General features: G+C 60.6%; 27 protein-coding genes. 16 read left to right on the forward strand and 11 right to left on the reverse strand.

Annotated elements, in window-relative coordinates:
* Window positions 1-92 precede the first annotated feature (92 nt).
* Complete coding sequence (locus JDW18_RS21700) at window positions 93-476, forward strand: VOC family protein (protein WP_218241647.1); 384 nt, start codon at window positions 93-95, stop codon at window positions 474-476.
* A gap of 25 nt (window positions 477-501) precedes the next feature.
* On the opposite strand, the gene JDW18_RS21705 is transcribed toward JDW18_RS21700, so the two are convergent.
* The 5 genes from JDW18_RS21705 to JDW18_RS21725 form a co-directional block, all read right to left on the reverse strand.
* Window positions 502-1,191: a YoaK family protein gene (locus JDW18_RS21705; protein ID WP_218241648.1), complete on the reverse strand. Its 690-nt coding sequence runs from the start codon at window positions 1,189-1,191 to the stop codon at window positions 502-504.
* A 16-nt stretch (window positions 1,192-1,207) separates the two neighbouring features.
* Entirely contained in the window at window positions 1,208-1,636 is a 429-nt protein-coding gene (locus JDW18_RS21710) for a DoxX family protein (RefSeq protein WP_218241649.1), read from the reverse strand.
* 42 nt (window positions 1,637-1,678) lie between these two features.
* A complete protein-coding gene (locus JDW18_RS21715; RefSeq protein WP_218241650.1) occupies window positions 1,679-3,574 on the reverse strand; it encodes an amidohydrolase in 1,896 nt (631 codons plus the stop codon).
* A 112-nt stretch (window positions 3,575-3,686) separates the two neighbouring features.
* Window positions 3,687-3,956, reverse strand: a complete 270-nt coding sequence (locus JDW18_RS21720) for a XapX domain-containing protein (RefSeq protein ID WP_218241651.1) — start codon at window positions 3,954-3,956, stop codon at window positions 3,687-3,689.
* A gap of 101 nt (window positions 3,957-4,057) precedes the next feature.
* Window positions 4,058-4,750, reverse strand: coding sequence for a hydrolase (locus JDW18_RS21725; protein ID WP_218241652.1), 693 nt, complete (start codon window positions 4,748-4,750; stop codon window positions 4,058-4,060).
* Window positions 4,751-4,943: 193 nt separating this feature from the next.
* Here JDW18_RS21725 and JDW18_RS21730 point away from each other — a divergent pair, with 193 nt between their 5' ends.
* The 7 genes from JDW18_RS21730 to JDW18_RS21760 all read left to right on the forward strand — a co-directional run bounded on the left by JDW18_RS21730 (window position 4,944) and on the right by JDW18_RS21760 (window position 11,204).
* The gene (locus tag JDW18_RS21730) at window positions 4,944-5,861 is read left to right on the forward strand and encodes a LysR family transcriptional regulator (protein WP_218241653.1); all 918 of its coding nucleotides are present in this window, start codon (window positions 4,944-4,946) and stop codon (window positions 5,859-5,861) included.
* 73 nt (window positions 5,862-5,934) lie between these two features.
* Window positions 5,935-6,177 carry a hypothetical protein gene (locus tag JDW18_RS21735; protein ID WP_218241654.1) on the forward strand — a complete coding sequence of 81 codons (243 nt, stop codon included), beginning with the start codon at window positions 5,935-5,937 and terminating at the stop codon, window positions 6,175-6,177.
* Between the two features lie 71 nt (window positions 6,178-6,248).
* Window positions 6,249-6,860, forward strand: coding sequence for a class I SAM-dependent methyltransferase (locus JDW18_RS21740; RefSeq protein WP_218241655.1), 612 nt, complete (start codon window positions 6,249-6,251; stop codon window positions 6,858-6,860).
* 75 nt (window positions 6,861-6,935) lie between these two features.
* A complete protein-coding gene (locus JDW18_RS21745; RefSeq protein ID WP_218244024.1) occupies window positions 6,936-7,751 on the forward strand; it encodes a tRNA-uridine aminocarboxypropyltransferase in 816 nt (271 codons plus the stop codon).
* 174 nt (window positions 7,752-7,925) lie between these two features.
* Window positions 7,926-8,885, forward strand: a complete 960-nt coding sequence (locus tag JDW18_RS21750; RefSeq protein WP_218241656.1) for a transporter substrate-binding domain-containing protein — start codon at window positions 7,926-7,928, stop codon at window positions 8,883-8,885.
* Window positions 8,886-8,935: 50 nt separating this feature from the next.
* Complete coding sequence (locus JDW18_RS21755; RefSeq protein ID WP_218241657.1) at window positions 8,936-9,715, forward strand: sterol desaturase family protein; 780 nt, start codon at window positions 8,936-8,938, stop codon at window positions 9,713-9,715.
* A gap of 403 nt (window positions 9,716-10,118) precedes the next feature.
* Window positions 10,119-11,204, forward strand: coding sequence for an acyltransferase family protein (locus tag JDW18_RS21760; RefSeq protein ID WP_246610168.1), 1,086 nt, complete (start codon window positions 10,119-10,121; stop codon window positions 11,202-11,204).
* Between the two features lie 53 nt (window positions 11,205-11,257).
* Here JDW18_RS21760 and JDW18_RS21765 read toward each other — a convergent pair whose 3' ends face one another.
* Window positions 11,258-11,920 carry a DUF924 family protein gene (locus tag JDW18_RS21765; protein ID WP_218241659.1) on the reverse strand — a complete coding sequence of 221 codons (663 nt, stop codon included), beginning with the start codon at window positions 11,918-11,920 and terminating at the stop codon, window positions 11,258-11,260.
* Between the two features lie 299 nt (window positions 11,921-12,219).
* On the opposite strand from JDW18_RS21765, the gene JDW18_RS21770 reads away from it, so the two are divergent.
* Window positions 12,220-12,771: a DUF1439 domain-containing protein gene (locus tag JDW18_RS21770; RefSeq protein WP_246610170.1), complete on the forward strand. Its 552-nt coding sequence runs from the start codon at window positions 12,220-12,222 to the stop codon at window positions 12,769-12,771.
* Between the two features lie 65 nt (window positions 12,772-12,836).
* Here the strand turns inward: JDW18_RS21770 and JDW18_RS21775 are convergent, their stop codons facing one another.
* Entirely contained in the window at window positions 12,837-13,655 is an 819-nt protein-coding gene (locus tag JDW18_RS21775) for a substrate-binding domain-containing protein (RefSeq protein ID WP_218241660.1), read from the reverse strand.
* 163 nt (window positions 13,656-13,818) lie between these two features.
* On the opposite strand from JDW18_RS21775, the gene JDW18_RS21780 reads away from it, so the two are divergent.
* The 4 genes from JDW18_RS21780 to JDW18_RS21795 all read left to right on the forward strand — a co-directional run bounded on the left by JDW18_RS21780 (window position 13,819) and on the right by JDW18_RS21795 (window position 17,321).
* Window positions 13,819-14,706, forward strand: coding sequence for a LysR family transcriptional regulator (locus tag JDW18_RS21780; RefSeq protein ID WP_218241661.1), 888 nt, complete (start codon window positions 13,819-13,821; stop codon window positions 14,704-14,706).
* A gap of 55 nt (window positions 14,707-14,761) precedes the next feature.
* Entirely contained in the window at window positions 14,762-15,478 is a 717-nt protein-coding gene (locus JDW18_RS21785; protein ID WP_218241662.1) for a glutathione binding-like protein, read from the forward strand.
* A 141-nt stretch (window positions 15,479-15,619) separates the two neighbouring features.
* Window positions 15,620-16,678, forward strand: a complete 1,059-nt coding sequence (locus JDW18_RS21790; RefSeq protein ID WP_218241663.1) for a pirin family protein — start codon at window positions 15,620-15,622, stop codon at window positions 16,676-16,678.
* 157 nt (window positions 16,679-16,835) lie between these two features.
* Complete coding sequence (locus JDW18_RS21795) at window positions 16,836-17,321, forward strand: FKBP-type peptidyl-prolyl cis-trans isomerase (protein WP_218241664.1); 486 nt, start codon at window positions 16,836-16,838, stop codon at window positions 17,319-17,321.
* A 144-nt stretch (window positions 17,322-17,465) separates the two neighbouring features.
* Here the strand turns inward: JDW18_RS21795 and JDW18_RS21800 are convergent, their stop codons facing one another.
* Window positions 17,466-18,383: a phosphoribosylaminoimidazolesuccinocarboxamide synthase gene (locus tag JDW18_RS21800; RefSeq protein ID WP_218244026.1), complete on the reverse strand. Its 918-nt coding sequence runs from the start codon at window positions 18,381-18,383 to the stop codon at window positions 17,466-17,468.
* 445 nt (window positions 18,384-18,828) lie between these two features.
* On the opposite strand from JDW18_RS21800, the gene hpf reads away from it, so the two are divergent.
* From hpf to hprK, 3 genes are all read left to right on the forward strand, one after another.
* Window positions 18,829-19,188, forward strand: a complete 360-nt coding sequence (gene hpf / locus JDW18_RS21805; RefSeq protein WP_218241665.1) for a ribosome hibernation-promoting factor, HPF/YfiA family — start codon at window positions 18,829-18,831, stop codon at window positions 19,186-19,188.
* A 156-nt stretch (window positions 19,189-19,344) separates the two neighbouring features.
* Window positions 19,345-19,818, forward strand: a complete 474-nt coding sequence (locus JDW18_RS21810; RefSeq protein ID WP_218241666.1) for a PTS sugar transporter subunit IIA — start codon at window positions 19,345-19,347, stop codon at window positions 19,816-19,818.
* A gap of 121 nt (window positions 19,819-19,939) precedes the next feature.
* Entirely contained in the window at window positions 19,940-20,899 is a 960-nt protein-coding gene (gene hprK / locus JDW18_RS21815; protein WP_218241667.1) for an HPr(Ser) kinase/phosphatase, read from the forward strand.
* A gap of 3 nt (window positions 20,900-20,902) precedes the next feature.
* Here the strand turns inward: hprK and JDW18_RS21820 are convergent, their stop codons facing one another.
* From JDW18_RS21820 to fur, 3 genes are all read right to left on the reverse strand, one after another.
* A complete protein-coding gene (locus tag JDW18_RS21820) occupies window positions 20,903-22,117 on the reverse strand; it encodes a DUF1501 domain-containing protein (RefSeq protein ID WP_218241668.1) in 1,215 nt (404 codons plus the stop codon).
* Between the two features lie 21 nt (window positions 22,118-22,138).
* Window positions 22,139-23,740, reverse strand: a complete 1,602-nt coding sequence (locus JDW18_RS21825) for a DUF1800 domain-containing protein (protein ID WP_218241669.1) — start codon at window positions 23,738-23,740, stop codon at window positions 22,139-22,141.
* 179 nt (window positions 23,741-23,919) lie between these two features.
* Window positions 23,920-24,348: a ferric iron uptake transcriptional regulator gene (gene fur, locus JDW18_RS21830; RefSeq protein WP_218241670.1), complete on the reverse strand. Its 429-nt coding sequence runs from the start codon at window positions 24,346-24,348 to the stop codon at window positions 23,920-23,922.
* Window positions 24,349-24,493: the final 145 nt, after the last annotated feature.

Genomic DNA, 24,493 nt, shown 5'->3' on the forward strand with positions numbered 1-24,493 from the left:
TGCAGCCCCAAAATGCCTTGATTGATCAGCAGGAATACCAGCACCAGTGCAGGCTGCAGTGGCTACCATGACAAGCTTTCAAGGAGAGCACCATGTTTAGCCACATCATGCTGGGCGTTGACGATCTGGAGTCCGGCAAACGTTTTTACGATGCCTTGCTGGGCCAGCTGGGCATTGCGCCCGGCGTTGCCAACAAAAAGCGCTTTGCCTACCGCAGCCCCACTGGCATGTTCGTTATCACCATCCCCCTCAACGGCGCTGCCGCCACTGCGGGCAATGGCTCAACCACAGGCTTTGCCGCGCAGTCGCCAGAGCAGGTCAACGCTGCCCATGCAGCAGGCCTTGCGGCGGGTGGTGTTGCAATTGAAGATGCCCCCGGCTGGCGTGGCGAAGGCCCTGGCGCCCTGTACCTGGCCTATTTGCGCGACCCTGCCGGCAACAAGATCTGCCTGCTGCATCGCCCGGCCCAGGCTTGATGAAAGAAGGCGCAGAGCAGCCGCATCAGGCCTGCGCCTCGCCACGGACAAAGCCCATGCTGATCAGCGCCAGCAAGGGCGGCAGGGCAAAACACCACATGCCCAGCCACACATAACCCAGCGCGCCCAGTGCACAGCCCAGTGCAAAGCTGCCAATGGCGGGCAGCATTTTTTGCAACCGCGCATTGATGCTGCGGCGCTCATCCCCCTGCGCACCTCGAAGCAAATCGCTCAGATCCATCATCACCTGGGTGGTGTTGCCGGTCATCAGCGTCGAAGGCGGCAACTGGGGCAGATGCATGCGCTGCATGGCGTTCTGCACGGCCATGGCGCAGATCATCAGCATGCCCGCCGCAAAGGCTGGCGGCTGATCACCATCACTGAATGGGCCATAGACAATCATCAGTGCCGCGGCCACCAGCAGCAGCGCCACCTTGACGGCAATGAGGCTGGGCATGGGCGGTTTGTGCCTGGCCACCAGTGCATTGCTGCCAAAGCGCGCCAGCATGACGGCTAGGCAGAAAACCGGCAAAGCCAGCAGCTTGGAAACCGCACCCGCATTGCCCTGAATCAGTGCCGCCCCCAGGGTGACGAAGTTACCCGTGACGTGGGCGGTAAACAGACCGCCCAGCGCCAAAAAGCCCGCGGTATCCACATACCCGGCGTTAAAGCCCAGGATATGGCTGAGTGTGCGTGAAACAGGTGCATCGGCCATGGTCAAAAATCCAGTTTCAAGGGCGTTGCGTGTTCTGCAAATCCAGCCATGCCACCAGCAAGAAGCCACCGATCAGGCCCAGGTGCTCAAAGAAGGAATTGGCCGCCATGAAGCGTTCCTGGCCGACTGGTAGCTCCCAAAAACGAAGCGCCACAAAAGTCGCCATCAAGGTAAACGCGGCCAGAGCCAGCGCCCCCAACCAGCGCAGCTTGCCGCTGAGAATCATGACGGAAGCCCCCAGCTCCAGCGCAATGACCAGACCGGCCAGCAGTGAAGCGGGAGACAGGCCAAAATGACTCATTTCACCCACTGCGCCCTGAAAATCCATCAGCTTGTTGAGACCGCCTTGCAGATAGGCTGCGCACAGGCCCAGATAGGCCAGCCAGCGAATGGCATGACTGCCGAAGACAGGCCGTGCCAGACGAGATAGAGCAGACGTTTGCATGAATCTTCTCCTGTTGAGGGTAATTTCAGGACGCGGTGGTTGTTACATCCAGCAGGAGCAGCCCAGGGCGCCGAAGAAGCCCTTGAGATCGGAGGCTGGCACGCTGGATGCCCAGGCGCTGGCGTGCTGGTGGCCGTGCATGCCGCAGCTTGTGCCGCAGCCGCAGGCGGCTGCCATCTGGCGATAACGCACAGGGTTCAGCGAGTTCTTGCCTGCGCCTTCGGGCTCACCCCAGGCGGCAAAGCCACCAAAGCGGCGCACGGGCGACCAGTCGGGCATGGCGGGCGGCACGGGGTTGTCGTCATGCGAAGCAAAGCTGCCTGCGCCATACACCACGCGCCCCCCCACCACGGTCAGGTCGCTGGTGAGGAAGGAGATATCGTCCTCAGGCACCTTGAAGTAGTCTTTGTTGGGCACGATCAGGTCGGCGAAATGGCCCACTTCAATGCGGCCACGCTTGCCCACTTCATTGCTGAACCAGGCCACGTTTTCAGTCCACATGCGCAGTGCGGTTTCGCGGTCCAGCAGATTGCGCTCTGGGTAAATCTTGGAGCCGCCCACGGTCTTGCCGGTGACCATCCACGACAGCGAAACCCAGGGGTTGTAAGAGGCCACACGGGTGGCATCCGTACCGGCCGAAACCTTGACGCCACGCTCCAGAATTTTCTTGACGGGAGGCGTGGCTTCGGCGGCCTTGGCGCCGTAGCGCTCCACAAAGTATTCGCCCTGGTAGGCCATGCGGTGCTGCACGGCAATACCACCGCCCAGCGCCGCAATACGGTCGATGGATTTGTCAGAGATGGTTTCCGCGTGGTCAAAGAACCAGTTCAGGCCATTGATGGGTGTTTCGCGGTGCACTTTCTCAAACACATCCAGCGCGCGGCTGATGGTTTCGTCATACGTGGCATGCAGGCGCCACGGCCACTTGTTCTGCACCAGGATGCGCACCACATCTTCGAGTTCGTTTTCCATCTGCGGCGGCATATCGGGGCGGGGCTGGCGGAAGTCTTCAAAGTCCGCTGCGGAATAGACCAGCATTTCGCCCGCACCGTTGTGGCGGAAGTAGTCGTTGCCCTGCTTGTATTTGACGCTCTGCGTCCACTGCAGAAAGTCCTCTTTTTCTTCCTTGGGCTTTTGCGTGAACAGGTTGTAGGCCAGACGCACGGTGATCTGTCCGTCCTTGTCGAGCTGCTCGATGACCTTGTAGTCATCAGGATAATTCTGTGAGCCACCACCGGCATCAATCACGCCCGTCACGCCCAGGCGGTTGAGTTCACGCATGAAGTGGCGTGTGGAGTTGACCTGGTAGTCAAACGGCAGCTTGGGGCCCTTGGCCAGCGTGGCGTAGAGGATGGTGGCGTTGGGCTTGGCCAGCAGCAGACCCACGGGGTTGCCCGCGGAGTCGCGCACGATCTCGCCACCTGGTGGCTGTGGTGTGTCCTTGGTGTAACCCACGGCGCGCAGCGCTGCGGCATTGAGCAAGGCGCGGTCATAGAGGTGCAGCAGGAACACCGGGGTATCGGGTGCCACTGCGTTGATTTCTTCCAGCGTGGGCAGGCGCTTTTCCACAAACTGGTGTTCGGTAAAGCCGCCGACCACACGTACCCACTGCGGTGCGGGCGTGTTGGCCACCTGGCGCTTGAGCATGTCCATGGCATCTGCCAGAGAACGCACGCCGTCCCAGCGCAGCTCCAGGTTGTAATTCAGGCCACCGCGAATCACGTGGGTGTGATTGTCAAACAGGCCGGGCAGTGCACTACGGCCCTGCAGATCAATCTTGCGGGTGCCGCTGCCCGTCAGCGCCAGTACTTCGGCATCAGAGCCCACCGCGACAAACTTGCCATCCTTGACCGCTACTGCGCTGGCCACAGGCTGGCTTTTGTTGAGCGTAGTGAATTGACCGTTATGGAAAATAACATCGGGTGTGGTGTCGGACATGGCGGCTCCTGAGTGGGAATTTGCGCGGGTGGTGCAGCCCAGCAGACTGCCCATGGCAAGGGTGGCTGCGGAGCCGAGTACTTTGCGGCGGGTGCTCATTGAAGGATCTTTCTCAAGCTTTGTGGGAGGTCTTTTCAGCAGAGGCCGTACGCCCCGGAAGCTGGCCCAGCACATGACTGGTGGCCTGCGTTCCATTGCATGCGCTGTGAAAACTGCTTCCTTGCAGTAACTGCTTTCCGACAGGGATAACTTGCTCACCGAGCAAGATGCCCAACAGGCCGACCAGAGCTATGAGGGGAGGTGCGGGAGAACGCACCTGCAAAAGGCTATAAACCACACCAACCAGCAAGCCAGCGGCCAGGGAGAAAACATAGAGCTTCATGGCAATTGCTCCTATCTATCTTGAAGAAAGAGGTGGCCAACAGCTGTCAGCCTCGAACGCGCATCAAAGAGGGTCGAGGCCCAAGCTTTGGCACAGCCATTTCAACGTGCGGGGTTAGGACCCACTGTTGCGCCATGCTGCACACGCTCTGCAGCCTTGTGCACCATCGTGTAGGCGTAATCCACGCCCATGCCGTAGGCCCCGGAGTGTTCACGCACGATGTCCATCACGGCGTCGTAGGTGCCGCGCTGGGCCCAGTCACGCTGCCATTCCAGCACCACTTGCTGCCAGGTCATGGGCACCACGCCAGCCTGCACCATGCGGTCCATGGCGTAGTTGTGTGCGTCCAGCGAAGTGCCGCCAGAGGCATCGGCCACCATGTAGATTTCGTAGCCGGCGTCATGCATGGCGCTCAGCGCAAATGTGGTGTTGCAGACCTCGGTCCACAGGCCGGAGACGATGATTTTCTTGTGACCCTTGGCAACATTCGCAGCCAGTGCATCACGCACGTTCTGGTCGTCCCAGGAGTTCATGGAGGTGCGCTCCAGCAGGGGCGCCTGGGGGAACACGTTCAGCAGCTCTGGGTAGGTGTGACCGGAGAAGCTCTCGGTTTCCACCGTGGTGATGGTGGTGGGAATATTGAATGCCTTGGCAGCCTTGGCCAGACCTACAACATTGTTCTTCAGTGTCTGACGGTCAATGGACTGCACGCCGAATGCCATCTGGGGTTGCTGATCGATGAAGATGATCTGGCTGTTGGCGGGGGTCAGAACTTCCAGGAAATGCTTGCTCATGATGGTGATCTTTCGTAAAGGGTTGCGGTCGTTAAGATGAGTTTTCGCAATCACTTCTCGACTGCGATGACTGAAGTCTATTTTTTGACGCCAACAAAGAAAATAGAAAAGATCGAATAGCATCCTTTCCATTTTCGACATCTCAACCGGCGCTGTTTGCGCTGGAGCACCACTCTCCGCAGTGAGCTGATTTATGAAAAAACTGCCAGATCTGGAAGCCTGGGCCATCTTTGCCAAAGTGGCGGAAACCGGCTCGTTTGCGCGCACGGCGCAGGATTTTTCGCTGTCGCAAGCCACCGTTTCCAAGGCCATCACGCGGCTGGAAACACGCATGAAGACAGTGCTGTTTCACCGTACTTCCCGGCGCATTGCGCTGACCGAAAACGGCCTTGCCGCGCTGGAGCGTGCCTCGCGCATTCTTCAGGAAGGCGAAACGGTGGAGGCCGATGTCATGGATCGCTCTACCAGCCTGCGCGGGCTGATACGGGTGGCAGCGCCCATGTCGTTTGGCATTCAGCGCCTGGCACCGCTGCTGCCAGAGTTCATGCAGCAGCACCCTGAAGTGGAGCTGGACCTGAGCTTCAACGATCAGCAGATGGACTTGATTGGCGAGCGCGTGGATATGGCCGTGCGCATTGCCAATCTGGTGGACTCAACACTGCTGGCGCGCAAGATGTGCAACGTCAAAATCCTGCTGGTCGGCTCGCCTTCCTACTTCGAAAAATATGGCCACCCGCAGCATCCACGCGACCTGGCCCAGCATCGCGGGCTGATCTACAGCCACTCGCCAGCGGGCAGCAACTGGCGCTTTCACCATGCAGAGCAAGGCAACCACACGCAGGCCATTCCTGAACTGCTGAAAGCCAATAATGCCGATGCGCTGACACCCGCGCTGCTGGCTGGTCTGGGCCTGGCGCTGCAGCCCTCTTTTTTGGTGTGGCAGCAGCTGCAGTCGGGCGAGCTTGAAACCACCATGGATGGCTGGAGCGTGGACTGCATCGCCATGCATCTCGTCACCCCGCCGGGCCGCAGCCGGCCAGCGCGGGTGCAGGTGCTGATGGACTACCTGACCCAGCGATTTGCCAATGAACCCTGGGCTGAAGCCACCTGAGCACCTCGGACAAGCGTAGAACGGCACAATATCGCCAAGGCGGCATGGGTTCCGCCGCATTTTCTGGATCTTTATGAGCAACAACACAGCGCCATCCGAAGAGCATCTGTGCACCTCCTGTGCCGGTATTCAGCGCAACTGGCGCAAAGCCCCCGGCCATGCCGAGCTGATGCAGCGCGGCAACCGCAAGGAAGAACGCGGCGCAAACACCGTGACGGTGACTCGCTATGTCTGCGAGCATTGCGGCACGGTCTGGGACTACGAAAACAACAAGCACAATCAAAAAGCAGGCTGGTCGGTGATCGGCCGCATCTGATCGCGCCCTCCCCGCTCGCCACAACGGTGCCTTTACGGCGCCGTTTTGTTTTCTGGAATTAAGGAGGCTGCATGCAATCCGCAAGCAACGAATGGTTTGACGAAGCGTATTACCAGCGCTTTTACTTTGACAAAAAAACCAGCGTAATCGACCCCGAACACGCCAAACGTCTGGGCACCTTCGTTTGCTCCTATCTGTCGTACCTTCGCGTGCCTGTGCAGCGGGTGCTGGATGTGGGCTGCGGCATTGGCCTGTGGCGTGAAGCAGTGCAGCAGCACTTTCCCGGCGTGCAATACCAGGGCGTGGAATTCAGCCCCTATCTGTGCGAGCGCTATGGCTGGGAGCAAGGCTCGGTGGTGGACTGGCAGCCCCAAGATCGCCAGCCCTTCGATCTTGTGATCTGCCAGGGCGTGCTGCCGTATCTGAACCCCGGCGACCTGAAAAAAGCGCTGAACAATCTGGGCTCGCTCTCCCGCGGCGGCCTGTATATCGAGGCCGTGGCCAAAGAGGATTACGAGCGCGACATCATCGATGAAGAGCTGACCGATTCGCGCCTGTACCGCCACCGTGCCGAGCTGTACCGCCGAGGCCTGCAGCCTTATTTCAAGGAACTGGGCGGCGGCGTTTGGCTGAGCCGCAAGACCGACCTTCCTCTGTTTGAGCTGGAGTGCGTCAACGGATAAACCTTCTGCGTGAACTGCCGCCCCTCCTGAGCGAAGCGGGCCGCAGGCAGCCGAAGTATTGAGACCATGCAAGCGATGAATACCCACACCGATGTGCCCGTGCGGATGACGAATCTGCTGACGGTGGAATCCAGCGTAGCGCCCCATGCCGTGGCCCGCCTGCGCACGGCGCGGCAGGCACTGAGCACCCGGCCTTTTCTCGCACGCGGCGGCCCCAGGGGTGAGCGCTGCGAAGGCTGCCGTCTGCGCCCCACGCACTGCATGTGCGCTCTGCGGCCAGACCTGGAAACCCGCGCCGGCTTTTGCCTGCTGATGCATGACGCCGAACCGCTCAAGCCCAGCAACACCGGCTGGCTGATTGCCGATGTGGTCAAGGACACGTTTGCCTATGGCTGGTCGCGCACTGAAATTGCACCGCAGCTGCAGGCCTTGCTCAATGATCCGCAGTGGCAGCCTTTTGTGGTGTTCCCTGGCGAATACGCCCAGCCCCCCAAGCGCGTGGTGCATGCGCTCCATGAAGGCTCTGCACCGCTGCAGCCCGGCAAGCGCCCGCTGTTCGTGCTGCTGGATGCCACATGGTCCGAAGCCCGCAAGATGTTTCGCAAAAGCCCTTACCTTGATGGCTTTCCAGTGCTCAGCCTGCACCCAGAACAGCTTTCGCGCTATCAATTGCGCAGATCAAAGCGGGATGACCATTTCTGCACCAGCGAAGTCGCAGCCCTGTGCCTGGAGCTGGTGGGCGATGCGCCAGACACCCGCGCAGGCCAGGTGCTGGAGTCTTATCTGGGGGTGTTCACCGAGCGCTATCTGCAGGCCAAAAACCAGCTGCCCGCTGATGCGCAAAGCCCCGCCCATCAATGCCTGCGCGAGCGGATGGGCAGTACCTCGTGAATCACGAGGCAGGCACGCCGCTGCCGGAATAAGCATTCCACTCAAAGCGATAAGCCAGCCGCGACAATGCAGCTTTGGCCCATGCGTTTTGCCGCGTGGGCGCGTGCCGAATTGGGTTGGTGAATGAGCGCCGATGGCCATGGGTCTCGGCGCTTTTGTTTTCTGGAGCGGGTGATGAACAAGTCGTTGAAATGGGGTTGGCTGGCCGCAGCGCTGGTGTGTGCAGGCTCGGCCATTGCGGCGGGCAAGGCGAGCAGCGCACCGCAAATCGGCGCCAATATTGATACTGCGGTCGATGTTTCGGCATCCCCCACACTGCAGCGCTGGCAGGCAGGTGGCAATGTGGTGCTGGGCGTGCGTGAAGCGGCGGTTCCCATGTCCTATGTGATTGGTGCCAACGACAAATTCGTCGGCTACCACATGGACCTGTGCGAGCGCGTGGTGCACGCCATCGCCCCCAAGGCCCAGATCAAATACATGGTGCTGACACCGCAGAACACCATGCCGCTGATTGGCAATGGCACGGCAGACTTCAACTGCGCCAGCATGACCAACAACCTCAACCGCCAGAAGCAGGTGGCCTTTGGCCTGACCACCTATGTGAGCGAGGTGCGCATGGCCGTGCGTGCAGATTCGGGCATCACCTCCTTCAAGCAATTGCAGGGCCGCAATGTGGGCGCCATCACCGGCACAACGGCCGTGCAGCTTCTGCGCAAATACGCTGCCGACAACGACCTGAACTTCAAGACGCTGATGAGCAAGGACCAGTTCGAAAGCTTCACCCTGCTGGAGGCAGGCCGCGTGGACGCTTTCGTGCTGGACGACAACATGCTGGCTGGCGTGATTGGTCAAAGCAAGAACCCCAAGGGCTACAAGATCGTGGGTGAGGTGATCGGCGCCGAGCCCATTGCCATTCAGTTCAGCAGGAACGACCCGCAGATCAAGAAAGCGGTGGACGGCGCCATCCTGCAGATGATTCGCTCTGGCGAGATGCACAAGCTCTACCACAAGTGGTTCATGCAGCCCATTCCACCCAAGGGCATGAACCTGAACCTGCCCATGGGCGAGATGCTGAAAAAGCAGCTGGCCGCCCCCAACGACACACCGCTGGAACAATTCGTATTGCCCCAATAACGCGGCAGCGCCGCATCGGCAGATAGACTGCAGGGCCAACCTCAAGGGGAATGCTTGCCGTGCTGGAGTACCTGGTCTATCCGCTGATTGCGCTGATGTTTGTGGCGGTGTTCACGCGTGAAGTGATCGCGCCCGCATCGCGCAACCACTGCGACAGGCGCTGGCTTTTTTATAGCAGCGCCCTGGGTGCGCTGACGCTGGTCTGCACGCTGGCCCTGGGTTATGTGCTGGAGAGCCGCATTCGCCAGCAAGCGCTGCTGGATGTGGGTGCGCGCTGGAACCCCTTGCTGGTGGGGCTGCTGAGCTTTTTCATCACCAGCTTTGTCTTTTACTGGTGGCACCGCGCCACTCATGCCAGCGATCTGCTGTGGCGCATGTTTCACCAGTTGCATCACAGTGCGCGGCGCATTGAGGTGCTGACTTCGTTCTACGCCCACCCGCTGGATTCCGCTGCCGCCATGCTTCTGAGCGTGATCTCCAGCTACTGGGTGCTGGGTGCCAGCCCTGCAGCCGCCGCCGTGGCACTGGGCCTGACAGCGGCGTTTGACCTGTTCACCCACGCCGACATTCGCACGCCGCGCTGGCTGGGCTATGTGCTGCAGCGCCCCGAAATGCATACCGTGCACCACCAGCACGACCACCATGCGCAGAACTATGGCCTGCCGCTGTGGGACATGCTGTTTGGCACCTGGACCAACCCTGCCGAGCGCGCCCGGAAGCTGGGCTTTGACGACGACAAATCCGAGCGCATTGCCGAGATGCTGCTGTGGCGCGATGTGCGCCTGAGCGACCCCATCTGCCATCGCAAAGGCCGCAATAGCAGCATTTAAATTGATAGCAGACACCGCTTTCCAGCATTACGAAATCATCATTTTTTGTGCGGATTTGTTAACACAATCCTGACTTAGCGCCGATTTCGCCCCATTGCCCTTGCCAACCCGCATATGAGGCTTGGGAGAGGCCTAAAAATCTGTTTAAATCGACCGCGTCTGCCCATGTTTCCCCATGAGCAGCACCCCCGGCTTGGCCTCTGCGCGACCGCGCTGTCGCCCTCCGCCAAGCCTTTGCATGCGGCATCCACTGCACATGCGCCCAGGGCCCAGGCCCCTGCAAAGCGCTGTTACCAGCCTCTTGCGCAAACTTCTGAATACTGCGGTAGCTGGGCCACGCGCCCGGCTGCTTTGCCCATTGCAAGCCCGGCCCCTGCTTGGGCGAAAGGAAAGGTGTCCGGTTTTGGTGGAGTCCGTTTACAAGCTGCGCTACAACCCAGCGCTCGACGGGTTGCGAGGTGTAGCCATCCTTCTGGTGATCCTCTCGCATGCCCACGCTCCCTTGTTTGATGGTGCATTCTTCGGCGTCGATCTGTTCTTTGTACTCAGCGGCTTTCTGATTACATCGCTGCTGCTGATGGAGTTCCAGCAGCACGGCAAGCTGGATTACTGGCGCTTTTACCGCCGCCGGTTCTTTCGCCTCATGCCAGCGCTGGCCCTGTTCCTCGGTGCCTACTGCCTGGTGGCACCCATCCTCTGGCCAGACCTCACCGATATCTATTCGGACGCGCTTGTCTCCATCCTCTACCTGGCCGACTACGGCATCGCCTTCTTCGACAGCCCCGACACGCTGCTGCACATGTGGTCACTGTCCGTCGAAGAACACTTCTATCTGGTCTGGCCGCCACTGCTGGTGCTAATGCTGCGCAAGACCATGCCCGGCCGGGTCTGGGCTCCGCTGCTGGCACTGTGGGTGCTGAGCACACTGTGGCGCATCTTCTGGGTGATGCAGGATCAGAAGTTCTACGAAATCTTCTTCCGCTTCGATACCCGCGCCTCAGGCCTGCTGGCTGGCGCACTGCTGGCCGCGCTGATGCTGGAGCGACCGCAGTGGATCGAGCGCCTGCAATCTCTGCGCGCCTACACCATGTGGTTTGTGCTGGCGGTGCCACTCATCATGGAACTGGAATGGGACAACCAACACGCCATGGTCTGGGGCATCACCGTGGTTGAATGCGCGGCCATCGTGCTGCTGGTTTCGGTGCAAAAGCCTGTTGGCGTGATCTACGAAATGCTGACCACGCCCATGCTGATGCGTCTGGGCAAGCTCTCCTACGGCATCTACCTCTGGCACTACCCCGTGGTTCGCTATCTGCGGGCCGACTATTCATGGCAAGTCACTGTGGTGGCCGGCCTGCTGATTTCCACGGCACTTTCCGCGCTGTCCTTCTACACCGTAGAGCGCTGGGCCCTGCGCCGCCGCGATGCGGGCCAAAGCCCCAAGCCCCGCAAGGAGCCCAGCCTGCGCGAGGTGACTCGCGGGTCTTGAGAGAGAGCCACACGACTTGGTAAACCACGCCCCCCGAGACAAAGGGGCGCCCCTTAAAAGCCCGCGCCAGGCTGGGAAAGATAGGCCTCTTCCTCGGCCGTGCTGGCGCGGCCCAGAATGGGGTTGCGGTGCGGAAAGCGCCCAAAACGCGCAATCACATCCTGGTGGCGGTGCGCATAGTCCAGCGACCCCACCAGATATTCACGCGTTTCATCATCCCCTGCCGCCTGCGCTAGCGCTTCAAAGGCCTGCACACTGCGCTTTTGCATGGCCATATCCTCTGCGTGCTCCAGCGGCAGATACATGAACACGCGCACCACCTCTGGCAGCGCCAGGTCATCGCCCCTGTCCATAGCCTGCAGGGCCAGCGTCAGGGCCAGCGGGTCTCCCGCAAAACTCTGCGGCGTATTGCGATGGATATTGCGGGTGAACTGGTCAAGCAGCAGCACCAGCGCCAGCCGCTCCCAGGGGCCTTGCTCTGCCCAATGTGGCAACGCGCCGCCCAGAGCAGCTTCCACCGCCAGACCAAAGCGTTCCCGCAGTTGCTCATCAAACGCAGGCGACTTGGTAAACCATTGCTGCTTGTGCTGCAAAGCCCCATGGTTATCCGGCCTGGCACTGCCCAGCCAGTGCGCCAGCACCTGATCCGGCAGGGTGGCGTCCGCAATCACAGCGTCCAGCGCCTGAATATGAGTCGGTTTTGCATGTTCAGTCATGGGCTGATTGTGGCCTCAAGCCCATTGCTCCCCCTGTCAGCCAGAGCAGGCAACCGTGCATCGCGCCTCTGTCTGTCAACGTTTTGACGCGATGTGCGTTAAAAAATGCCGTCTCTTGCGACCTGTTGGCCGAAAAAGCAGGAACTTCCATCATCCCCTGCGACTCAGGGGATTAGGGTCCAGAGAGAAAATAACTGCCTCAAAAAACATAGCGCTCTGCGCTGATGTTTCAACAGGTTTCCAGGTTTCAGGTTTGTTTGCAAAGTCAGGCTGTTGTGATGAATAGGCGCTCGTGGTTGATGGTGGCAATGGTCGGCGCAGGCCTGGCCGTCACAGGTTGTTCTGGCAAAGCCATGCCCAGCAGCGTGAGCGTCAGCCAGCAAAAGCTCCAGGAAATGGTCTCCGCCCGCTTTCCCAGGCAGTTTCCCGTGGCAGGCCTGCTGCAGCTGAACCTCAGCGCCCCCCAGCTGACCATGGCACCCGAGCGCAACGCCATCAACGCCCAGATTCCTGCCGAACTCCTTGGCAAAGTGCTCAGGGAAAAATACAGCGGCCAGCTGAATGTGGATTTTTCCCTGCGCTATGAGCCTTCAGACCGCACACTGCGTGCCTACCAGATCAAGGTCAACAGCTTGCACATGGATGGGCTGGCCCCCGCCATGAGCGACATGCTGGCCACCTACTCCACCGCCCTGGCGGAACAGGCGCTGGCACAGGTCGTGCTCTATCAGCTGCAGGACAAGGATCTGGCCCTGGTAGATGCCATGGCCATGGAGCCTGGAGCCATCACCGTCACCCAGCAAGGCCTGACCGTGCAGCTGGTGCAGAAAAAATCTGCCGGCGCCAAGTAAATTTTCAGAGCCCCTGAAGAAGCCCGCAAAGCAGCAGTCTGCGGGCTTTTTTATCCCCGATCCGGTCAGCGGAGTTCAGCGACTGGCTCCAGACCTGTATCCCGGATGGTCTTGGCCGCCGCAGGCGAGGTATAGAACTTGAGCAACTGCTCCAGCCCCTTCGGGTTAGTAGAGGTGCTGGCCATCCCCGCAGAGAAGAAGGTGTAGTGCTGCACCGATGGCGGCAGCGTTCCCACGTAGCTGATACCTTCAATCGGCAACAACTCGCTGACCTGCTGCAAGCCGATTTCTGCCTCACCACGCGCCACAATGGTGCCCACTCGCTCAGTCACGATCTTCTTGCTCTTGGGCATGACCTGATCGTGAATACCCAGCTTCTTGAGCATCTGAGTTTCGTAATAAGTACCGCTGGCACTGGCCGAATAGGCAATGCTCTTGGCATTCAGTAGCACTTGACGCAGCTTGTCTTCGCTGCTGATATCTGGGATGGGTGCCCCCTTTTTCACTGCAATACCCACGGCCGATCGCACCAGATCAACCTGCGTGCCGGGCAGGACCAGCCCCTTGGCCACCAGCTCATCCAGCGCACCACGGGCCAGAATCACCACATCGGCCTTTTCGCCCTTGCTCAGGCGATTGGGAATTGACGTGGGCGATGCGCCCATGGATGAGCCATAGGCTGACTCGACGGCAATCCCGGTCTGTGCAGTGAACTGCGGCGCCAGCAGCTTGTGTGCAGCGGTAAAGCCACCCGAGGTCATCAAGCGTACGGGTTCTTGTGTTGCCTGCAGCTTGGGCGCCTGCTGGGCGCAACCAGCGGCCATGGCCACGGCACCAATCAGCAAGATGCGACGGGCGCGGCACAGATTCAAAGGCGTGTTCATCGACGTGTCTCCGTATTTTTTCAGGCTAGATGGCTTCAAGCCCTTGTTGGTAAAGCGCCAGCAGCTATGTTTGTCATAGCCGCTACACCTGTGAGGATTGTGAAAAGCTACAGCCCTCGGGTCCAATACCGTTTGCGTCTGGACTTGATACGAAAATCGTCCTATGGATTTGCGCCGCCTGACCTGTTTTCTGGCTGTGGCCGATGAGCTGAACTTCAGCCGTGCGGCCCAGCGCTTGCATATGAGCCAACCCCCACTGAGCCAGCAGATTCGCCTGCTAGAGCAAGAAATGGGCGCGCAGCTGTTTGAGCGCTCACGCCGCGCCGTCACGCTGACGCCAGCGGGCCTGCTGTTGCAGGAAAAAGCGCGGCAGATTGTGGAGCTGCACCAGCAAGCGGGCGAGCTAGTTCGCATGGCTGCTGACGGCCTGGCCGGACGGTTGCGCATTGCATTCACAGCCTCGGTGCCGCTGTTCGATGCGTTCTCCGCCATGCTGCGCAAATTTCGCAGCCGTCACCCGCTGGTCGAGCTGGATCTGCAGCACATGACAACGGGCGAGCAGATTGCGGCGCTTACCGCAGGGCATATTGACATTGGCTTCATGCGCCCCTCTCCCGCGTTTCGTATTCCCGTTCCCATTCGCGAGCAAACGCTGTGGCGCGACGAGCTGATGCTGGCCCTGCCAGCCAGTCAGGCCACGACGACTACGAACGATCAGCCTGTCGCACTGAGTCGTCTGGCCGATCAGCCCTTTGTACTGCACCCCGCCGTGCTCGGCGGCGGCCTGCACGAGCACATTCTGGCTCTGTGTAGCGAAGCTGGCTTTGTCCCTCGCATCGCCCAGCCCGCACGCGAAACATCAACCATGCTGGCACTGGTGGCTGCAGGCTTAGGGCTCTCCATCATTCCCAGCGTCTACGAGCGTGTCTGCCCGCCGGGCGTTGTGCTGCGCCCGCTGGCCGATGCAACACGCCACTCGCGCATTGCGCTGGTCAGCATGCAGCAGGCACCATCGCCCTGCGTGCAGATGTTCTGGCAATTGCTGCGCTGAACGGGCTCTGCCTTTACGATGCGGCAGGCAAACCATTTCTTCTGGAGCCACCCCTATGACCCACACCCTCGCCGACTTTTCCGTCACCCGCAAATGGCCTGCCCAACACCCTGAGCGCATTCAGCTGTACTCGCTGCCTACGCCCAACGGCGTGAAGGTGTCGATTGCGCTGGAGGAAATGCAGCTGCCCTATGAGGCGCACCTGGTCAGCTTCCAGACCGAGGACCAGCTCACCCCCGAGTTCGTGGGCACCTTCCCCAACAACAAGATTCCCGCCATCCTTGACCCGCAAGGCCCGGGCGGCCAGCCGCTGGCCTTGTTTGAATCCGGCGCCATCCTGATCTATCTGGCTGAAAAATCTGGCAGTCCTTTGCTGCCCGCGGCCCCTGCCGCCCGCTACGAAACGCTGCAGTGGCTGATGTTCCAGATGGGCGGCGTGGGCCCCATGTTTGGCCAGGTGGGCTTTTTCCACAAATACGGTGGCAAGGACTTTGAAGACAAGCGCCCGCGTGACCGTTACATCAATGAATCCCGACGCCTGCTGGGCGTGCTGGAGCAGCGCATGCAGGGCCGCGCATGGATCATGGGCGAGCAGTTCACTCTGGCCGACATCGCCATCTGGCCCTGGGTGCGCAATATGGTCGATGAAAACGGCTACAACGCGGGCGAGCTGGTGGGCTGGCAGAACTTCCCGCAGCTGCAACGCGTGCTGGCCGCCTTTGTGGCGCGGCCCAGCGTGCAAAAAGGCCTGAATATTCCGCCACGCGGCTAAGCCTGTGGTCTGCGGGGCAGGCACCAACTGTTGCAAAAACGGTGGGTACTGTCCCATGCATGAGGTCTTTCAATAGGTGGTCCCGGCCTTATCTTCCAAGGGTCAGGCTTTGCGGATAGCCGAGCCCATCAGGAGATCACCATGACCACCACGACTCATAACCCCATTTTGGAAAGCGCCCCACTGGGCCCACGCTGGCCCTGCCTGGACCCTTTCCTGTTCTGCGCTCACCACGATGACAGCTACCCTGCCAGCGACGGCAAGATGGGCGTGGAGGCCGTGGAATTCGAAGGCCGCGAAATGGGCAGCGACTTCAGCGCCAAGGACGGCTTTTCCATGTACCACGGCGAGCAGGTGCCCGGCTTTCCCGGCCACCCCCATCGCGGCTTCGAGACCGTGACGCTGGTGCGCAAGGGCCGCATCGACCATGCCGACTCGCTGGGCGCAGCCGCACGCTTTGGCGGCGGCGATGTGCAGTGGCTCACCGCGGGCAAAGGCATTCAGCACTCGGAAATGTTCCCGCTGCTCAATAGCGACAAGCCCAACCCGCTGGAGCTGTTCCAGATCTGGCTGAACCTGCCCGCCAGAAACAAGATGGTGGAGCCGCACTTCACCATGTTCTGGAACGAGCAGATTCCGCGCGCCAGCTTCAGCGATGCTGCGGGCAAGCAGACCACGGTCACCGTGGTCGCTGGTTCACTGCCAGGGGCAGACAAGGCTTTGCCACCGCCCCCCGAATCCTGGGCTTCTCAGGACGGCAGCGATGTCGCCATCTGGACGCTGGAGCTGGAGCCCGGCGCGCGCTGGACCATGCCCCGGGCGGCAGGCGCGGAAACGCACCGCATGCTCTACTTTTTTGTAGGCAAGCGCATGACAGTGGGTGGCCAGGCCGTGGACGGGCACAAGGCCATGCATGTGGATGCCCAAAGCGATCTGGAGCTGGTCAACACCGGCGATGTCACCGCAGAGCTGGTGCTGCTGCAGGGCAAGCCGATTGGCGAGACCGTGTCCCAGTACGGCCCGTTCGTGATGAACACGCAGCAGGAAATCATGCAGGCCATGCAGGATTACCGCCGCACCCAGTTCGGCGGCTGGCCCTGGAAGGACAACGACCCTGTGCACGGTGCCGAAAACCGCCGCTTTGCGCGCTACCCCGGCGCAACGGAGGACGACCTGCCCCCAGCCACGGCTGCCGCCTGAAAATGGCGCGCCGGATGGCGGTTGTTCAAACGCTGCCACAATGTGCGCCTGACCGCCACGACCTTTGCGGGCCGTGGCGGCTTTGTTTTGGAGCCGCTCAGGCCGCAGCCTTCCACAGGCTGGGGCGTGCAGGCATCTCTAGGAACCGCCAACTGCCATGAACATCACCAAAGACACCGCCGTCACCATCAACTACAAGATTCACGAGCTGCTCCCTGGCGGCATCGCCGTCAAACTGCTGGACAAGGGCGACGTGGCCTACCTGCATGGCGGCTATGAAAACATCTTCGCCAAGGTCGAAGCAGCTCTGGACGGCAAGAAAAAAGGCGACACCGTCACCGTGGACCTGTCCATCGAAGAAGCTTTTGGCGAGCGTGATGAAAGCCTCAAGCGCACGATTGCCAAAAGCGAGTTCCCCGCAGGCGTCAAGGTGGGCGGCCAACTGCGCGGCACCAACGATCAGGGCCTGCCCCAGATCTATCACGTCATGAAGATCAAGGGCCAGGAAGTGCTGCTGGACGGCAACCACCCTCTGGCTGGCATGGCCCTGCGCTTTACCGGTCTGGTTAATGAAGTGCGCGAAGCCTCGCCCGAAGAGATCGAGCACCGCCATGTGCACGGCGGTCACGGCCACCACCATTAAAAACATAGCTGGCAGCCTATGCCTTTAAAGGATTTCAGACATTTTTCAATCTGAAATCCTTTATCTAAAAGCGCAAGCAGCTATCAAAACAAAAGGCCCCCGAACCAAAATCCGGGGGCCTTTGTGTATTCAGCGCTTGATCGCTCAGGCGGTCAGGCGATCCAGTGCTTCACGGTACTTGGCAGCGGTCTTGTCGATCACTTCCTTGGGCAGACGGGGCGCGGGCGCCTTCTTGTCCCAGGCCTTGCCGTTGACCTGAGCCTGCTCCAGCCAGTCACGCACAAACTGCTTGTCGTAGCTGGGAGGATTCTCGCCCTTGGCCAGCGCATCCTCGTAGCCTTCCACCGGCCAGTAGCGCGAGCTGTCGGGGGTCAGCACCTCGTCCATTAGCACCAGCGTGCCGTCTTCGGTCAGGCCGAATTCGAACTTGGTGTCGGCAATGATCATGCCCTTGGTCAGAGCAATCTCGGCCGCTTCCTTGTAAATCTGGATAGCCGTGTCGCGAATCTGGGCAGCCAGTTTCTCGCCCACCATTTCCACGGTGCGCTCGTAAGTGATGTTTTCGTCGTGGTCACCCATCTCGGCCTTGGCGGCAGGAGTGTAGATGGGCTCGGGCAGCTTGGCGGCGTTGGTCAGGCCAGCGGGCAGCTTCACGCCGCACACGGCTTGCGATTCCTGGTATTCCTTCCAGCCGCTGCCGGCCAGATAGCCACGCACCACGGCTTCGATCAGCACGGGCTTCAGGCGCTTGACCAGCATGGAGCGGCCTTCCACCTGCTTGACTTCCTCAGGCTTGACCACAGACTCGGGCGCTTCGCCAGTCAGGTGGTTAGGGCAGATATGGCCCAGCTTGTCGAACCAGAACAGCGCCATCTGCGTCAGCAGCACGCCCTTGCCGGGAATGGGCTCGCCCATGATCACGTCAAAGGCAGACAGGCGGTCGGAGGCCACCATCAGAATGCGGTCGTCGCCCACGGCGTAGTTATCGCGGACCTTGCCACGCGCGAGCAAAGGCAGCGAGGCAATGTTGGAAGTGTGCAGAGCAGAAGGCTGGGTGGTCATGGTCGAAATTGGGCTGTCAGGCAATTCAGGCGTGCAGTCGGTCAGCAGGCGCCTGAAAGCCATAGGGGGCTGCCAGCGTCGCAGGCCCGAGAGGCGGCTGCGTAAAAACGCGATTTTAAGGGCGCATCCACAGGCTTTAACCCTCACGGTCTTTGCCAGGCGGCATGCGCTGCCACAGAGTTCGGATAGGCAACCAGGCAAAAGCTCTGCCCAGTTTCCCCAAAGCCACTCATTGTGAAGCCAAAACAGCCCGCCATCAAACTGGGCGACAAGGCCCCTGGCGAGCCTGCGCTATCACCATTTTTTCTTGGCCTTTGCCCAGCCCGGGCGCATAGTGAGTTCACAGGCAAAGACGAATGCGCATTCCGAACTGCAAGGCTGCGGCACCGACCGCCAAGGTGGTGAAACCGCAGTGATTTCACTGAGAGCAAAGGAGTGTTTTGTTATGAATCTGACAATTAGCGGGCATCACCTGGAGGTCACTCCCTCGCTGCGCAGTTACGTCATGGCCAAGCTGGACCGCATTCTTCGGCACTTCGATCAGGTTGTGGACGTGAAAGTACTTCTCACTGTTCACAAGCAAAAGGAAAAAGACAAACGACAACGCGCCGGTTGCACGGTGCGCGTAAAAGGGCAAGACTTGTTCGTTGAAACCCAGCACTTCGATCTCTATGCCGCCGTGGATGCACTGGCAGACAAGCTCGATCGTGTGGTGATGCGCTACAAGACCCGGCAGCAGGACAATCGCTCCATCGCCAAACGCTTGACCCCAGAGGGCAGTCAGGTCGAGGCAGTGTCAGTTTGATGACAGCGAGGCGCAAGCCAAGCGTTTGCGCCGATTTGTGGCAAGGTTGTCGCCTTGTTACAACGCCTGAAGCGCCGCCCCTAGGGGCGGTTTTTGATGGTGATCAGGGTTTCCCCACGGTTTTCAGCGCTGCGGTGCATAATTGTTGATCACACCATGAATCGCCTAGCTTCTATTCTTCCCGCCGCTCAAGTGCTTGTGAGCGTTGATGTCACCAGCAAGAAACGCGCTTTCGAGGAAGCGGGTTTGCTCTTTGAGAGCTTGCATGGTCTGTCTCGTGCCCTGATTACCGATAGCCTGTTTGCGCGCGAGCGCTTGGGCTCCACCGGTCTGGGGCACGGAGTTGCCATTCCCCATGGCCGCATCAAAGGTCTGACTGCCCCCATGGCAGCAGTCTTCCAACTCGCAAACCCCATCGGCTTTGACGCGCCGGATGAACAGCCGGTCAGCCTGCTGATCTTCCTGCTGGTTCCCGAAGCGGCAACGCAAAAGCATCTGGAGATCCTCTCCGAGATCGCCGAGCTGCTCAGCGACAGCCAGCTGCGCGAGCGCCTGAAATCCTGCAACGATGCACCGCAGCTGCACGGCATGATTGCCAACTGGCAATCGTCCGCCGCACCCGCAGTCTGAGATGCACAGCCCTGAGCACTGCATCAGCGCCCAGGGTCATCTGTTCTGTCAGGGCCTTTGCCCGGTGGTCATGTCACCGGCCAGAGGCCTTTTGCTTGCCTGAGCCCCAAGAGATTCACCCATGAGACCCAGCGCCATCAGTGCCGACGTATTGTTCGAGGCCTTTCGCAACTCCAGCCTGCGCTGGCAATGGGTGGCAGGCATTGGCGCCTCGGAGCGCCGCTTTGACGAAATGGCTGTGCGCTCGGCCCGCTCCGGGGCGGACTTGGTGGGCTATCTCAACTACATCCACCCCTACCGGCTGCAGGTGCTGGGCGAGCGTGAAATCGCCTACCTAACCAATGCCACCTCGCAGGACTGCCTGCGCCGCGTGGCCCGCATCGTGACGCTGGAGCCGCCCGTGCTGGTGCTGGCCGACGGCCAGGAAGCGCCTGAAGAGCTGATTTCCATGTGCGAGCGTTCGCACATTCCGCTGTTTTCCACCAAGGAGCAATCAGCCTTCGTCATCGACGTGCTGCGTGCCTACCTGTCCAAGCACTTTGCCGACCGGATCACCATGCACGGCGTGTTCATGGACATTCTGGGCATGGGTGTGCTGCTGACTGGCGAGTCTGGCCTGGGCAAGAGCGAGCTGGGGCTGGAACTGGTCACCCGCGGCAACGGCCTGGTGGCCGACGATGCGGTAGACCTGTACCGCATCAACCAGACCACGATTGAAGGCAAGTGCCCTGAGCTGCTGCAGAACCTGCTGGAAGTGCGCGGCATTGGCCTGCTGGATGTGCGCGCCATCTTTGGCGAAACCGCCGTGCGCCGCAAGATGCGCCTGAAGCTCATCGTGCACCTGGTGCGCAAGGAAACCATGGAGCGGGAATACGAACGCCTGCCAGCCGAGCCGCTGACGCAGGACGTGCTGGGCGTGCCGGTGCGCAAGGTGGTGATTCAGGTGGTGGCCGGCCGAAATATCGCCGTGCTGGTGGAAGCCGCTGTGCGCAACGCCATCCTGCAGCTTCGCGGCATCGACACCTATCAGGAATTCGTCATGCGCCACCGCCGCGCCATGGAAAGCGGCGAGTCGTTCTGAGCCTCAGACCAGCTGCAGCTTTCCAGGCTCAGCCTGCGGAAACACCTGCTGCAGCTGCGTTGCGCTGAGCCCGTACATGCGAGCAAACAAGCTGCCCAGCACGGAGCGATATTCATTGAGCACCGGATAGTCGCGGTTCTGGAACAGCGCTTTTTCGGTCACGTCGATCTGCTCACCCAGCACCTTGCCGCCCGCCTGTGCAGACAGACCTCCACCCAGAAACCAGTACGCCGTGCCATGGCCATGATCCGTACCCTTGTTGCCGTTTTCGCGGAAAGTGCGGCCAAATTCGCTGATGACCGCCACCACCGTGTGGCGCCAGCTTTCCGGACCTATGGCCTGCGCAAAACCCGCCAGCCCCTGACCCAGGTCTTCGAGGCGATTAGCCAGATTGCCGCTAGCGCCGCCCTGGTTCACATGCGTGTCCCAGCCGCCGATATCGACAAAGCCCAGGTCGTACTGATCGCGCATCAGGTGCGCCATGCGCTGGGCCACCAGACCAAAACCTTTGGCACTGATGGCGTCTCGCCCTGCTTTGTCCATCTCTTCCTGCACGCTGCGCTGCACCGCCGTTTGCACCGCAAAACCTTCGCGCACCGGCGCATCCAGCGCCGTGCCTTGGTACATGGAGGCAATGATCTGACTGCGCCTGTCATCCACACCAGCCTTGCGCACCGAAGCCAGCGCCATATTGGCCACTTGGGCATCGCCACGCAGACTCAGCGGCAACTGCGCGGTAAAGGCCATGGGCGTCACTGTGCGGCGACTGTCCTTTTGCAGCACCTGCGCCAGACGGTTCATAAAGCCCGACTGATAGCTTTTGCCCCCGGCCAGCGGCTGGCCCAGCTCGATCGAATCCTGGGTTTCAAAGTGGCTGCGGCTCAGATCATTCGTGCCCGCAAATGGCACAAAACCCAGTTGTCCTTGCTGGAACAAAGGCAGCAGACTGCCTTGCAGCGCGGGATGCAGGCCCCAGCGCGTATCCAGCGGCAAAGCGCCGTTGGCCTCGCCCGGTCTGGCAACCGCAATTGTGGGCCGCGCCTGGTAGTAAAAATCGCTGTGCGTGGGCACCAGCAAGCTGTTGCAGTCATAGGCCCCGCGCAGAAACACCAGCAAAAAGCGTGGCGTTGCAGCCTGCAGCGGCGCTGCCAAGCCGCGCCCCAGATAGCAGGCCAGCGGTGCTGCAGCACCCCAGTGAAGGAATTGGCGTCTTTGCATCACAACATCCTTTGTCTGCGCTCAGCGAAACATCATCTCGGGCGACGACAACCAGTAGGTATTCCAGTCCGCCGGGTTACGCGCCTGACCCAGCGCCGCGCGCGTGGCTGCGCTCAGGCTGCCCATGCGGGCCTGAACCGGGCTGCGCTGCGCCAGATCGGGATAGGGCGGGGTTTCCAGCGGGTCCCTGGCATTGCTGCGGAACAGCACAGCGCCCCGCGCACCTATCTGGCGGGCCACTTCAAAACGGCTGTTCATCTGGCCTGAACTGGACCAGTCCGACTGGCCCGCCGCATAGCCGTCAGGCGTTTCATAGCCATACAAAGGCTGCCCCAGCTGGTTGATCCAGCCCAGTACGGGGCTGATATTGCTGGCCACCCGCTGGTCATAGGCCAGCCGCACGCTACCCAGCACATAATGCACCGGGTCTTTGAAGCGCTGGCCGAACTGCTGTGCCTGCGCGTCCGTCAGCAAGGTGGTCAGCGTTGCCGCAATATCGCCATGGCCGTGTGCAAAGGCCTGGGCAGTGCGTTCCACCACAGCAGGCGCCGGGTTGTCGCCCAGGAAATAGGTGGCCAGCTTGCGTGCTATGAAATGTGCAGTGGCTGGCGAAGAGACAATGCGGTCCAGCGCCTCATTAACCTGTGCCATTCCCGCTTTTTGCAAAGGCTGGCCCAACAGCGTCTGCGGCGCATAGTCATGGCGATTGGGGTTGAACTCGAAAAAGCCCTGGCGCAGATAGTCGCCCTGGCGCTCGGCTCGCAGTTTGGGCGGCGGCGCATCGGCTTCCCGCGTGGTGAAGCCCACACCCGTCAGCACATGGGCCATGGCCTGCACATCGGCCTGTGTGTAGCCGCTGCCCACGCCCATGGTGTGCAGCTCCAGCAGCTCACGCGCATAGTTTTCATTGATATGGCCCACGGCGTTGCTGGCGTTGTCCAGATACAGCAGCATGGCCGGGTGGCGCAGGCTGGCGGCCAGCAGGTCGCGGAAATTGCCCAGCGCATGGGGACGAATGGCCTGCTCCTCATAGTCGCCCACCCACATGCGTACATCGCCCTTACGGGTGCTGACATTGAAGTGGTTCATCCAGAACCAGGTCATCTGCTCCTGCAACTGATGCGGCGAATACAGCGCCCGCCACAACTGGCGCTGCTGCGCTTCGGCACTCAGTTGATTGAGCTGTTTTTGCAGCTGCTGCCGCAGCTTTGCCGAGGCATCCGGGTCTTTCTCGGCCTGCAGCTGCTTTCGCTGCGCTGCAATATCCTGCTGAATTCGCACCATGCTTTGCTGGCTGATGCTCAGCGCATCGATGTTTTGCTGCACCGCAGCAGGCATGGGCTGCAGCGATGGAGTCAGCTGCGCGGCCAGCCACTTGCGCAGGCCCTGCTGCTGCAGCTGGGCCATGTCATGGTCTGTCGCGCCCCAGGTCACGCGGTCCAGCCACTGCTGCCGCTGCTGTGCGTTGAGTACATCTGGCAGTGCCGCCTTATCCAGCGCCTGCGCTGCCTGGGTGCTCAATCGGCCTGCGGGCACAGGGGTCAGGGGCGAGCACGCCGCCAAGGCCGCCAGCGCCAGGCAGGCCAGCCCGTAACGGGGAGATAAGCCGTGAATCAATCGCATGGATGAACGACCTCATGCCTTTGTTCGTCAAGAAACCCAGCATAGGCCTGCAAGCTGAACATGGGCTTGACGCTATCGCAGATCGCCGCCGCCATGTCGCGCAGCAGGTAAACAGCCGTTTGCAAACGTAAAAAGGGCAGAGCACTTGCATGCTCTGCCCTTTTCAAAAGCCTCAGGCCTTACTTCGCGGCGGTGCGGGCTGCGCAAGCTGCGCATTGGCCGTACAGAGCCATGGAGTGGTCCTGAATCACCCAGCCTTTTTCCTTGGCGATCAGGTTCTGGCGCTTTTCGATTTCAGCGTCATAGAACTCTTCCACCTTGCCGCAGCTGGTGCAGACCAGGTGATCGTGGTGCTGACCTTCGTTGAGTTCGTAAACAGCCTTGCCGCTTTCGAAGTTGCTGCGAATCAGAATGCCGGCCTGCTCAAACTGCGTCAGCACGCGGTACACCGTAGCCAGGCCGATGTCCGAGCGCTCGTCCAGCAGCACGCGAAACACGTCTTCTGCCGTCATGTGGCGCTGGGCACCCGTCTGGAAAATTTCCAGGATTTTCAGACGCGGCAGGGTGGCCTTGAGGCCTGTGCTTTTCAGTTCATCAATATTTTTCATGTCACTCGCTCTTGGTGGACTCAGGGCACACAAGCAGGGGCCTGCCGGATAACCCCGCCAAGCTTTACACCATGGTACGAGGGAATCTCCAGGGGCTGGCGGAGCCTGCCGCTACAATGAACCTGATCATATCCCTATGCCATTA

It is taken from the genome of Comamonas fluminis (assembly GCF_019186805.1).
Lineage (GTDB): Bacteria > Pseudomonadota > Gammaproteobacteria > Burkholderiales > Burkholderiaceae_C > Comamonas > Comamonas fluminis.